Raw genomic sequence first — 11,691 nt, forward strand, 5'->3', positions numbered from 1 at the left:
TGTCCGGAGGGCCCGTACGGGTAGGGGCGGTTGCGGCACGGTCGTACGGCGGAGGGGTGCGGGATGGCGGTGGAATCGGCCAACGGCGACGTGGACGAGCCGGGTTGGGAGGTGGATCCGGACGACGACTGGGGCGTCGCGGTCGTCGCGACCGTGGGGCGGCAGCTGAGGCTGCGGAGGGAGGCGGCGGGGATGCGGGCTCCCGACTTCGCCAAGGCGATCGGATACGGCGAGGGCCTCGTCTACAAGGTCGAGGGCGGCAAACGGATTCCCCGCCCCGAGTACCTGGCCAGGGCCGACGAGGTGTTGGGCGCGGGCGGACTCATCGCGGCTACCTGGGAGGACGTGAAGAAGGTCCGGTATCCGAAAAGGGTGCGGGACCTGGCGGAGCGGGAAGCCAAGGCCATCGAGCTGGGTGTATACGTCGGGCTCAGCATCCACGGCCTGTTGCAGACACCGGAGCACGCGAGAGCCCTGTTCGAGGTGTCCCAGTCCGCCTATTCGGAAGAGGAACTGGATCGCCTGGTGGCCGCGCGTATGGCACGAAAGTCGATCTTCGAGCGGTCTCCCGCGCCCCTACTGAGCTTCGTGCAGGAAGAGGTGACGCTGCGCCGACAGGTTGGAGGCCCCATGGTGTGGCGTCAGCAGCTCGAACATCTGCTTACGGTGGCGCAGTTGCGTAATGTCACCTTCCAGGTGATGCCGACGGACTCCGGGGCTCACCCCGGGCTGAGCGGCAAGATCGAGGTGCTGAAGTTCGAGGACGGTATGGCGCTGGGCCGTTCCGACGGAGCGTTCAACGGACGGCCGGTCTCTGAACCGAAAGACCTTCGTATCCTTGAACTGAGGTACAGCACCATCCGGGCTATGGCTCTCACTCCGCGGGAGTCACTGGCCTTCATCGAGCGCCTGCTGGGAGAAACATGATCCGCAAGCACACTGCCGGTGACGCCTCCGAGCTGGCGTGGTTCAAGAGCAGCTACAGCGACGGTCCTGAGGGCGACTCCTGCATAGAGGTCGCCGCCACCCCCGCCACCGTCCACGTCCGCGACTCCAAGCACCGCGAGACAGGTCCCCGGCTCGCGGTGGCGCCGGGGGCGTGGGCTGAGTTCGTTACGTACGCCTCGGAGGGCTGCCGCCAGCGGTGATGCGGGACGCGATGCTCAAGCGTCGTCGGACGGGTCCTCGGCGAACAGGTCCTCCGCCCGCGTGGCCGTGACCGCCCTGCGCAGCCAGCCGTCGATGCGGTTGATGTCGGTGCAGGTGGTGACGCGTTCGCGGATGGCGTCGGAGACGGGGATCTCACGTGCCTCCAAGACGGACAGCACCGCCTTGGCTTCGCCCCTTGCCTCCCCCTTGGCCTCGCCTTCGGTGTAGGCCTTCTCCAGGAGCGTCCCCTGACCGGGGAAGTAGTTGACGAACCCCATGATGTCCTTCCATTTCTCTCCAGCTGGGGTCTTCCCCAGGGTCTTCTCCAGGAACTGCCAGAAGTATCCGCTCGCGTCCAGGTCGAGCCCCGAGAGGGCGTGGCCCAGTGCGTCCAGTATGGCGTCGATGTCAGGGCTGTTGGCGTGTGCGAGGGCGGAGAACGCGGCCATCGCGGGTTTCTCGGCTGCGGTTCTCGCGTCAGTGATCGCCGGGAGGTTGTCCGGTCCGATGACCAGAGGGAACGTCCTCTGCGCGGTCCAACCGCGTGTTCCGCAGTCGAAGGGGCCGGCTGCCCACTTGGTGGTGGCCCGGTCCCGGCAGACCACGAGCAGCAGCACCGGGAGCTCGTACTTCGACTGAAGGTGCGCGACGTAGTAGGGCCAACTGGACTCCTTCTTCGCGTCGCGCCGTTCCTGTGCCTCCACGGCGAGCAGGAAGTCCTCGCCGTCCGACGGACTGACGCGCAGCACGGTGTCGATGTGACGGGCCATCGGCCGCGTCTCCGTCGCGTCGGAGACGATCGCGTCCACCGTCATCTTCTCGGGTAACTCGATCCCCAGCACTCCGAATACGGGAGCCAGGATCTCGGGCCGCTCCTGGAAGATGCGGTGCATGCCCTCGTGAGCTGGTGTGACCATGGGCTCAAGCTAGGTGGATCAAGGGGCGGGGCGATCGGAGGATCCGGGTCGTTCACTCTTTCGGGGTGCGAATAAACGTTCAGTCGCCCGGAGTGGTCGGCCCTGGGGGCCCTACTGCACAGGTACTTGGGCGAGCAGAGCCGAGCCGCACCCCACAGGGTCGGTCGACTGCGCCGTAAGCGCGTGGTGGACGTCGGCAGAGGTCAGCCCTTCATGGCCGAGCCCGTGACCTTGCGGGTGCGGCGGCGCAGGGCCGGGCCGATGCGGACGAGGAGGTGCTTTTCGGCGCCTGCGAGGCGGCGTTCGATCGTGTCGAGCTGCTTGCGCGTGGTCTCCAGCTGCTGGGGGCGCGGTGTCGAGCTGCTTCTCGGTGGCGGTGAGCCTGGTTTTCAGGGCGTCGTTCTTCTTGGCGGCCGCCGTGAGCTTGGTTTCGGACACGACCCGAGCGGACCGGACTCGCCACAGCGTGTGCCAGTGCACACGAGTCGCCGGCCGGCTCAACAGCCGCACACGCGAAACGCTCGGCTGGGAAGCCCAGCCGAGCGTCTCTCTTCAGTGCTCGCAGCCACATGAAGCGATCATGTGTTGCAACAGCCGCGGGGATCCGCCCCGTGCAGGGCGGGCGGGGACGGCACCACTGCCGTGCGATCAGCCTGGCGGCCACCAGCGCGGCCGAGCCCCGTCTGCGTCTGCGTATGTCCCTGCGGCCTGATCGGAGGCTGTTCGACCTGTTTTGCGCGTGTGTGGAGGCCTGCTATGCCGTCACCGATCCGACGAACCCGTACGCCGGGCGCCAGGTGAACGCACCGCCACCGGTTCAATGGGCGTCGAGCTCACCTCCCTGTTCTGGCCAGCGCAGCCGCATCGACGCATCGGTGCCTCGCGGGGCGGAGGAAGAAGCGACGACGGTCCCCTGAAAGGTGGTGTAGATCCATTCCTCCGTGCTGTCTGGTTCTGCCCCGTCTCCTGTAGCGAAGCCGCGGAGGACCCACCCGGGGCCGTCGCAACCCAGGACTCGCACAGTCTGTCTGCCGTTGCCGGACGCACCGCGAACTGAGGTTCCCCCGAGATGCGGAGTGTGTTGACAGAGGGTCAGATGGTGTTCGCTGGTCAGCAAGTTCCGGTCTGCCCGTGGACCTGCATGGAAGTATCGTACCGTTCGCCTCTGTTTCCGTCGGCGTTACCATCAAACGGCACGGAGGCCTCATCGACATTTCTATCAATGAGGCCTCCGTTACGCTGCTACCAGACTCCTATAACTCCGCCAGGAATCGTGGGGAAAATGTCGGAGTATTCCACTCGGCGCACTCCGCTACGACTCGCGCAATCTGCCGACGCTTCGTGCAACTGGAGCGAGCGCCAGCCCCGCGCATTCACTTCCCTCAACGCGCGGGGCTGTAGCAGGAGAATCGACTCATGCAGTGTCGATGATCAATCACTATCTCCTGCATTGGATTCAAGCCATGCGGCACCCAATGCAGTCAAGCGCCAGCGTGGACCCGTTCCGTGGGGCTCGCTGCTGTCTTCTTGGATCAATAGCCGCTCCGCAAGCTGGCGGAGGTCGGGGAGAACTGATCCCTCGATGCAGGCGCCACGCCTTCCAAGTTCTAGGTCGATTGTTCTCGTATCCCACAGACCATCGCCGTCACGAATCACCTGCAGCGCCAGACGCGTAGGGATGATGTTCATCTCGATCACCTGACACTCGGATGGTAGAGGTCCTGAGGGCCCACGACGTGTTAGGCCATAGTCGTTCAGAGACTGCGTGTGCAATTGATCCCAGAGTACGTATGCAGGTCGCTGACGGTCAGGTTGTGAACTGTTGCCTTCTGTGCCGTCCACCGTTCGACTGCCGTGATCTGCACGCGGACGCCGGTGCTGGTGTGCAGCCAGTCCCCGGACGTCAGGTCCGTGGCGTCTATCCACTCACCGAGTTCCGGAACCCAGAAGGGGTGGCCGTCGGTTGCGGTGACCGACGCCGTCTTGGTTCCCTTCTTGCCGTCGACGTCAATGGTGACCTTGACGAGGTGCTTCAGGGGCCCGTACAGCTCGACGGACGGGACCGAGACATCGGTGCCCGTCTTGCCGGTGTGGTCGATGGCGTTCAGCCACAGGGACTTGGAGGCGTCGCCTCCTCGGCGAGCAGGAAGTCCTCGCTGTCCGACGGGCTGACGCGCAGCACGATGGGCGAATAAACGTTCAAGCGCCCGGGCGATCGGCCCGGGCGCTTTGATGCGGGCAACTTGAGTCCTACGAAAGGGCCTTGTAGCTCCCGAAGCCGGTCGCGATCTTCGCTCGCGCCCCGAACGAACCCTTTCCGTCGCCGCTGTTGCGGTACAGGTTGCCGTTCGTGTCGCGGGAGACGAGGTCCGGCTTGCCGTCGCCGGTGATGTCGCCGACGCCGACGACGGCGTTGTAGGAGCCGCCCCAGTTCGAGAACAGCTTCGTCCGCGCGGTGAACGTGCCGGCGCCCTTGCCGTTGTAGCGGTAGAGGTTGTTCGACTTGTCCTGGGCGAGGAGGTCGGCCTTGCCGTCGCCCGTGATGTCGCCGACGCCCACGATCTTCTTGTACGTCTTCCAGTTGTCGTAGAGCTTCACGCGGGCGGAGAGCTTGCCCGTGCTGGTGCCCTTGTACAGGTAGACCGCGCCGGTGGAGGCGTTGCGGGCCAGCAGGTCCGGGCGCCCGTCGGAGGTCAGGTCGCCCGGCGAGGTGAGGATGTCGTACTGGGTCCAGCCGCTGGTGGCGAGGGTGGTGTACGACGTCGACGGCGTGACCGCCTTGCCGCAGCCCGGCTTGTACAGACGCAGGGCACCGCTGCTGTAGCGGACGAGGACGTCGTTGCAGCGGTCGCCGTTCAGGTCGCCGAAGGGGACCGCCTTGATGCTTGTCGCCCAGCCACTGCCGCTGACCTTGCCGGAGAACGCGCCGGTGGTGCGCTTCCCGAGCTGGTAGGTCAGCGTGCCGGAAGAGTTGAGGGTGAGCAGGTCGCCCGTGCCGTCGGGAGTGGCCGACGGGCCGCCGAAGTCGCGGTTGACCGCGGTGCCGCCGGTGACCGTGACCCTGCCGGAGGCCAGCTTCACGGCCGAGTCCGCGCCTTCTTGGGTGGCGCGCAGCGTCCAGGTCAGCGGGCCGTTGGGGGCGCGGGTCCCGGATGCCGTACGGCCGTTCCAGTCCGCCGTGACCGTCAGGTCGTCGGTCGTGCCGGTGAGGGTGCGGACCGTCCTGCCTGCCTGGTCGGTGATTGTCACCGACCAGGACGAGGTGGGTCTGCTGAGCGTCCAGGTCGGTGCCCAGGCGGTGCTGGAGCTGGTGGTGCCCTTGAGAGCGGCTGTGGCCGGCACTGTGGAGTCGCTGACAGCGAGCGAGGGCCAAGCAGTGCGCGAGCCGTACAGTCGCCAGTTCGCGCTGCTGCTCGCGGCGCCGGACCAGACGGCGGTGGCGGTGCCGTCGGCGCCGACGCTGACCTGGCCGAGGACGTAGGCGCTCGCGGAACCGGGCACCTGCGCGGCCGGTGTCCACTTCCCGTCGCTGCGGACCGCTTCCATCATCACGCGCCCGCCGCCGCCCGTCTGCGGCCACAGCGCGCGTACGGTGCCGTCGTCGCCGATGGCGGTGTCGTACGCCTCGGGAACGTAGGACGTGGACAGAGTCCGTACGGTCGACCACGCGCCGGTGTCGGCCTCGCGGGTGGCGGTGCGGGTGCCGAAGGTGGTGGTCCAGTCGACCCAGACGAGGGTGACGTCGCCGTCGGGGGCGATGAGCGGTTCGGGGGTGCCGACGAGGTCGTCAGTGGTCGTCACGGTCTCGGGGGCGGACCAGGTGCCGTCGGAGGCGCGGGTCGCGGTGTGGATGGTCTCGGGTACCGACTCGTCGGTGCGGCTCTGCCAGGCGAGGGTCACCGAGCCGTCGTCGGCCGCCGCGATCTCCGGTTCGCTGAGCGACTGGTAGGTGCCGGTGGCGGCGACGGGCGCGGTCCACTTGGTGGTGTCGGCAGCCCGGGACACCGTACGCGCCTGCGCGGTCTCGCCGGCGGACTGCCGGTAGGCAACGACGGTGGTGCCGTCGGGCGTGATGGCGATGCTCGGCGAGAAGGCCGCGTTGGCGTTGTCCTCGGTTGCCGTGCTCAGACGTACGGGCGACGACCAAGTGCCGTCGGTTTCCCGGGTGGCGGCGCTGACCTCCCACTTGGAGGCGGAGTCGGCACGGGCGGCCCAGACAGCGGTGAGGCTGCCGTCAGGGGCCTCGGCGAGGTCGATGCCGCCGTCCCCCCAGCCCTTGTCGGTGCCGATCAGCTCGGCGGGCGCGGACCAGGCGGACCTGTCGGCCGCGAGCACGGAGCTGACGATCCGGATGTTGTTGACGCCGGAGCCGGGTGAGGTCTCCTGCGGGAACTCCACCCACAGGACGGTGACCGTGCCGTCGGCGGAGGCGTGCAGCTTTACGCTCCCGGCCTCGGTCGGGGTTGTCGCCAGCAGCGTCGGGGTCCCCCAGGCGTCGCTGTCGGCCGGACGTACGGCGGTGTACAGCTTGCGCTCGTAGCCGCCCGTGCCGGAGCGCTGATTCCATACCGCGACGGCGGAGCCGTCCGCGGCTGTGACGACATCGCGCACGGAAGCGTCGACGTCGTTGCTCGTGATGCTGGTGGCGGTGCCCCAGGGGGCGACCGGGGCCGCGACGGCCGCCGAGGAGAAGCCACCGACTCCGGTGACGGCGAGTGTGACGGCGGCGGCCAGGGCGGTCGAGCGACCGCGACCAAGGGCGTGTCTGCCCACGTGAGTTTCCCTCCCCCGCGAGGACCCTCTTCCTCGCACAAGTGGCCGGATGTTAGCAGCCACTTGGCGTCCCGAGCGCAGGTGTCCTCGCAGGTGTGAGAGGGCATTAGCCCTTGGTGTCGCCCGAGCCGGAGAACTTGCGGCTGCGGCGGCGCAGGGCCGGGCCGAGGCGGACGAGGAGGCGCTTTTCTACGCCGGAGAGGCGGCGTTCGATCGCGGCGAGCTGCTTGCGCGTGGCTTCCAGCTGCTTGAGCGCGGTGTCGAGCTGCTTCTCGGTGGCGGTGAGCTTGGTCTTCAGGGCGTCGTTCTTCTTGGTGGCCGCCGTGAGCTTGGTTTCGGACACGGTGATCCGCTCGCGCAGGCGGGCCATGCGGTAGCGGTTCTGGCCGTCCTCCGTGCCGTCCCAGACCTGCATCGACGGCGGCAGGTCGAGGGCGGCGACCTGGGCGTCGTAGGCGGCGCCGCCGTCGCCGTGCTGGTAGGTGTTCTCCAGGCCGTTGCGGGTGAGGAACGCGGTGATGCGCTCGAAGCGCTCGCCGTGACCCGAGATCATCGCCGACCAGTCGGCGGCCTCGTACAGGTCGCGCGGGTCGGTGTCGGCGGACAGCGTGGAGAGCTGGCGGTGCGGGATGTCGAAGTACCGGCACAGCTCAAGGGTGCGCGAGTCGTGGGTGAGGACGACCGCGGGGGTGCCGGCCAGCAGGGCGGCGATGTTGCCGTGGATGCGGGTGCCGTACGCGAAGTCGTAACCGCGCAGTTCGTCGATCCAGGTCGCCGGGTCCAGCGGCATGCGCACCTTGTTCTCGCGCAGCAGGGCGTGGGTGAGCCGCTTCGGGAAGGGGTCGGTGGCGCCGGACTCGGGCGTGGTGTCACCCCACAGCAGCAGCTCCGCGTCCACGGTGTTCTGGGCGTAGTAGGTGAAGTTCGGGTAGTGCGCGCGGCCGTGGTCGGCGATGGCGGAGATGGGGCCGACGGGGCGGGCGTTCGGCGACATGTTGATCGCGATGCGCGAGTCCGCGGTGATCTGCGTCTCGCGGATCGCCGGGAAGGTGTCGCCGTACAGGAACATCGACGGGCAGCCCATGATGTCGATGTTGTCGTCCGGGACGCCGTGGTCCCTGAGATAGCGGGCGGTGAGCTCGCCGCGGACGCCGATGGACGCGGACCGGTCGAGGACGGCCCGCGTGAAGCGCTTCACGGAGGCTTCCATCGGCTTGAGCATGTCGGTCGCGTAGTCGTCGGTGGCCTGGGCGCCGACGCCGAAGACGACCACCGGGATGGTGAGCTGCTCGATCAGCGTGGAGAGCCGGTCCAACGCGCCCTGGAACTGGGGGCGGAAGGCGTTGGCGAGGGGGACGACGAAGACGTCGTACTGCTCGTTGATCTCCGCGGCGCGCTCGGCGGAGTGGTTGGTGCGGATGCCGTTGGAGGTGACCTCGGTGTTCGGGGTCGTGAGCATCTTGTGGGCGGAGTCGCTGAAGAGCAGGTTGCCCGTGTTCGTCCCGATGAGGTCCTGGTGGATGAACTCCGCCGGGCTGGCGACCCGCAGGGGGCTCTTTCCGGAGCGGATCAGTATGCGCTTCACGACATTCCTTGGTTGCTGCGCCGCGGGGTCCGACGAAGTGGTCATAGGGGCACATGAACATTATGGGGATGTAAACGAAAAATGAAGCAAGTAAAAGTAACGGTAAGGGATGGAACCTGTTCGCTTCTGTTCCCCTCTTGCTGGTTCCCCCTCGTGGAGAGCCTCGGCATGGCGACGGCCGTCCGCCCCCGAAGGAGGCTTCGGGGGCGGACGGCCGTCGGGAGAGGTCAGCGGGCGACGAACTGGGTGAGGATGGCCTGCACCTCGTAGATGTCCACGCCCTTGGTGAAGGTCTTCTCCACCGGGACGGAGTTGCCGGAGATCCAGATCTTCAGTTCGGCGTCCAGGTCGAAGGTGCCGGCCGTCTCCACCGCGAAGTGCGTGATGCTGCGGTACGGGATGGAGTGGTACTCGACCTTCTTGCCGGTGATGCCCTGCTTGTCGACCAGGATCAGGCGGCGGTCGGTGAACAGGATCGTGTCGCGTATGAGCTGGTAGGCGGCCTGTACCTGCTCGCCCTGGCCCAGCAGGCGTGCGTAGTCCTGCTGGGCCGAGGCCGGGTTCACGGTGTGCGCGTTGCCGAACAGTGCCATGTGAGTCCCCCTGTGGGTTGGTGTTGTATCAGGGGACGTGGTCGGCCGTCGGACAGTTGCGCGGGTGGATGGTCGGGCGGGTGGATGGTCGGGCGGTCAGGCGTCCTGGCCGCCGAACTGGGTCCTGTACGTCTCCAGGTCCTCGTCCGTCAGCTTGGCGAACAGGACCGGCGGGACGGTGAAGGGGGTTCCGGCGGGCACCGTGGTCAGGGACTTCGCCTCGGACTCGGTGACCCAGGTCGCGGTGTCGTCCTTCAGGGAGAACGCCTCGCGCATCGCCTTCGACGTCGACGGGATGAACGGTTCCGAGACCACCGCGTACAGGTGGATCAGGTTCATCGCCGTGCGCAGGGTGAGCGCGGCCGCGTCCTTGTCGGTCTTGATCTCCAGCCAGGGGGCCTTCTCCTCCAGGTAGGAGTTGCCCGCGGACCACAGCGCGCGCAGGGCGGCGGCGGCCTTGCGGAACTGGAGGGCCTCCATGTGCTCCTCGTACTCGGCGAGGAGTCGGGAGATCTCGGCGCCCAGCTTCGCCTCCGCCTCGCCCGGCTCGCCGCCCGCGGGGACGTCGTCGCCGAAGCGCTTGCGGGAGAAGGACAGGACGCGGTTGACGAAGTTGCCGAGGGTGTCGGCGAGGTCCTTGTTCACCGTGGCGGTGAAGTGCTCCCAGGTGAAGGAGGAGTCGTCCGACTCGGGGGCGTTGGCGATCAGGAAGTAGCGCCAGTAGTCCGCCGGGAGGATCTGGAGGGCCTGGTCGGTGAAGACGCCGCGCTTCTGCGAGGTGGAGAACTTGCCGCCGTAGTACGTCAGCCAGTTGAAGGCCTTGACGTAGTCGACCTTCTTCCACGGCTCGCGCACACCCAGCTCGGTGGCCGGGAACATCACCGTGTGGAACGGGACGTTGTCCTTGGCCATGAACTCGGTGTAGCGGACGGTGTCGTCGGCCTCGTACCACCAGGACTTCCAGTCCCGGCTCTCCCCGGCGGGTGCCGCGTCCGCCCACTCCTTCGTCGCGCCGATGTACTCGATCGGGGCGTCGAACCAGACGTAGAAGACCTTGCCCTCCGCCGCCAGCTCCGGCCACGTGTCCGCCGGGACCGGGACGCCCCAGTCCAGGTCGCGGGTGATGGCGCGGTCGTGCAGGCCCTCGTTCAGCCACTTGCGGGCGATGGAGGAGGCGAGCTGCGGCCACTCCTCCTCGTGGGCGGCCACCCACTGCTCGACCTCGTGCTGCAGCTTGGACTGGAGCAGGAAGAGGTGCTTGGTCTCGCGCACTTCGAGGTCGGTGCTGCCCGAGATCGCCGAACGCGGGTCGATCAGGTCCGTCGGGTCCAGGACGCGGGTGCAGTTCTCGCACTGGTCGCCGCGGGCCTTGTCGTAGCCGCAGTGGGGGCAGGTGCCCTCGACGTAGCGGTCCGGGAGAAAGCGGCCGTCGGCGGGCGAGTACACCTGGCGGATGGCGCGCTCTTCGATGAAGCCGTTCTCGTTGAGGCGGCGGGCGAAGTGCTGGGTGATCTCGACGTTCTGGGGGGAGGAACTCCGGCCGAAGTAGTCGAAGGCCAGCGCGAAGCCGTCGTAGACCGCCTTCTGGGCGTCGTGCGCCTGCGCACAGAAGTCCGCTACGGGGATGCCCTGCTCCTTCGCGGCCAGCTCGGCGGGGGTGCCGTGCTCGTCGGTGGCGCAGATGTAGAGGACGTCGTGGCCGCGCTGGCGGAGGTACCTGGCGTACACGTCCGCCGGGAGCATGGACCCCACCATGTTGCCCAGGTGCTTGATCCCGTTGATGTAGGGAAGGGCGCTGGTGATGAGGTGTCGAGCCATGGCTTGGCTGCTCCCGGGTGTGGTCGGGTCGAATTACTCGGCGTACTCGGCTTGCATACGAACCTTGAAATCGTAGCCGACACGGGTGGGCCGCCCGCTTCCCGTTTTGAGGGGTGGGAAGGGGCGGCCGGGGGCGTCTTTCGGTTCTTCGGCGCTCGGGTCTACGGGCGCCAGTTCTCCAGTACGCCCTGGTAGAGCTCGGTGTCCGTGAGCTCCCGGGGAGTCGGGCCCGCGTGGAAGAACGACGTGTTGCCGGTCTTCAGTTTGCGGAGGTAGTCGAAGGCCTTGTTGTCGTGCTCGCCGAAGGCGACGAAGGCGAAGTGGATGTGCGGGTGGGTCTTCGCGGCGTCGGCGAGGGCCTGGGTGGCGGGGGTCTTCGCGTCCGGGGCGCCGTCCGTCTGGAAGATCACCAGGGCGGGGGTGTCGGGGGTGGTGCTGTGCTTGTCGTGGTGGGTGACGACTTCTTCGACGGCCACGTGGTAGCTGGTACGGCCCATGCGGCCGAGGCCCGCGTGCAGCTCGTCGATCTTGTTCTCGTGGTCGGTGAGGGTGAGCTCGCCGGTGCCGTCCAGTTCCGTGGAGAAGAAGGTGACGTGGACCGTGGCCTCGGGGTCGAGGTGGGCGGCGAGGGCGAGGGTCTGCTCGGCGAGGGCCTGGGCGGAGCCGTCCTTGTAGTACGGGCGCATGGACGCGGAGCGGTCCAGCACGAGGTAGGTCTTGGCGCGGGTGCCGGTGAGGTTGTTCTTGTCGAGGGTGGTGGTGGCTGCCTTGTAGGCGGTGAGGAGGGAGGGGGCGTGGGTCTTGAGGTGGGTGAGGGGGGTGGCGGGGGTGGCGGGCGGCGCGTGGGCAGCGGGCG

At 67.7% G+C, this 11,691-nt stretch carries 10 protein-coding genes and 1 pseudogene; 2 read left to right on the forward strand and 9 right to left on the reverse strand.

What is annotated here, in order from left to right:
• The first annotated feature begins 63 nt into the window (after window positions 1–63).
• Together ICC28_RS21055 and ICC28_RS21060 are read left to right on the forward strand one after the other, a co-directional pair.
• Window positions 64–927, forward strand: a complete 864-nt coding sequence (locus ICC28_RS21055) for a helix-turn-helix domain-containing protein (RefSeq protein ID WP_188290186.1) — start codon at window positions 64–66, stop codon at window positions 925–927.
• Window positions 924–1,148 (forward strand): DUF397 domain-containing protein, encoded by a 225-nt coding sequence (locus ICC28_RS21060; protein WP_188290187.1) that lies wholly within the window; start codon window positions 924–926, stop codon window positions 1,146–1,148. The genes ICC28_RS21055 and ICC28_RS21060 overlap by 4 nt, the downstream gene beginning before the upstream one ends.
• Window positions 1,149–1,163: 15 nt before the next feature.
• Here the strand turns inward: ICC28_RS21060 and ICC28_RS21065 are convergent, their stop codons facing one another.
• The 9 genes and pseudogenes from ICC28_RS21065 to ICC28_RS21105 form a co-directional block, all read right to left on the reverse strand.
• Complete coding sequence (locus ICC28_RS21065; RefSeq protein ID WP_223189163.1) at window positions 1,164–2,066, reverse strand: hypothetical protein; 903 nt, start codon at window positions 2,064–2,066, stop codon at window positions 1,164–1,166.
• Between the two features lie 817 nt (window positions 2,067–2,883).
• A complete protein-coding gene (locus ICC28_RS41545) occupies window positions 2,884–3,183 on the reverse strand; it encodes a DUF3710 domain-containing protein (protein WP_188290188.1) in 300 nt (99 codons plus the stop codon).
• Between the two features lie 314 nt (window positions 3,184–3,497).
• A complete protein-coding gene (locus ICC28_RS21075; protein ID WP_188290189.1) occupies window positions 3,498–3,764 on the reverse strand; it encodes a hypothetical protein in 267 nt (88 codons plus the stop codon).
• Window positions 3,765–3,850: 86 nt separating this feature from the next.
• Window positions 3,851–4,108: pseudogene (locus ICC28_RS41550) on the reverse strand (polymorphic toxin-type HINT domain-containing protein); the annotation flags it as partial.
• Window positions 4,109–4,316: 208 nt separating this feature from the next.
• Entirely contained in the window at window positions 4,317–6,839 is a 2,523-nt protein-coding gene (locus ICC28_RS40660) for an FG-GAP-like repeat-containing protein (protein ID WP_317454055.1), read from the reverse strand.
• Window positions 6,840–6,945: 106 nt separating this feature from the next.
• On the reverse strand, window positions 6,946–8,424 hold the full coding sequence (locus tag ICC28_RS21090) for a polysaccharide pyruvyl transferase family protein (protein ID WP_188290190.1): 1,479 nt from the start codon (window positions 8,422–8,424) through the stop codon (window positions 6,946–6,948).
• 227 nt (window positions 8,425–8,651) lie between these two features.
• On the reverse strand, window positions 8,652–9,017 hold the full coding sequence (locus tag ICC28_RS21095) for a PH domain-containing protein (RefSeq protein WP_188290191.1): 366 nt from the start codon (window positions 9,015–9,017) through the stop codon (window positions 8,652–8,654).
• Between the two features lie 96 nt (window positions 9,018–9,113).
• The gene (metG, locus tag ICC28_RS21100; protein WP_188290192.1) at window positions 9,114–10,835 is read right to left on the reverse strand and encodes a methionine--tRNA ligase; all 1,722 of its coding nucleotides are present in this window, start codon (window positions 10,833–10,835) and stop codon (window positions 9,114–9,116) included.
• Between the two features lie 161 nt (window positions 10,836–10,996).
• Window positions 10,997–11,691: VWA domain-containing protein (locus ICC28_RS21105; RefSeq protein WP_188290193.1), on the reverse strand; the 695-nt coding region annotated here is incomplete at its 5' end.

It is taken from the genome of Streptomyces sp. TRM68416 (assembly GCF_014596915.1).
GTDB lineage: Bacteria > Actinomycetota > Actinomycetes > Streptomycetales > Streptomycetaceae > Streptomyces.

Bases quoted from the DNA above. Each gene is read 5' to 3' on its own strand.
- ICC28_RS21060 (WP_188290187.1), top strand. From the start codon at position 924: ATGATCCGCAAGCACACTGCCGGTGACGCCTCCGAGCTGGCGTGGTTC.
- ICC28_RS21095 (WP_188290191.1), bottom strand. From the start codon at position 9,017: ATGGCACTGTTCGGCAACGCGCACACCGTGAACCCGGCCTCGGCCCAG.
- ICC28_RS21055 (WP_188290186.1), top strand. From the start codon at position 64: ATGGCGGTGGAATCGGCCAACGGCGACGTGGACGAGCCGGGTTGGGAG.
- ICC28_RS21065 (WP_223189163.1), bottom strand. From the start codon at position 2,066: ATGGTCACACCAGCTCACGAGGGCATGCACCGCATCTTCCAGGAGCGG.
- metG (WP_188290192.1), bottom strand. From the start codon at position 10,835: ATGGCTCGACACCTCATCACCAGCGCCCTTCCCTACATCAACGGGATC.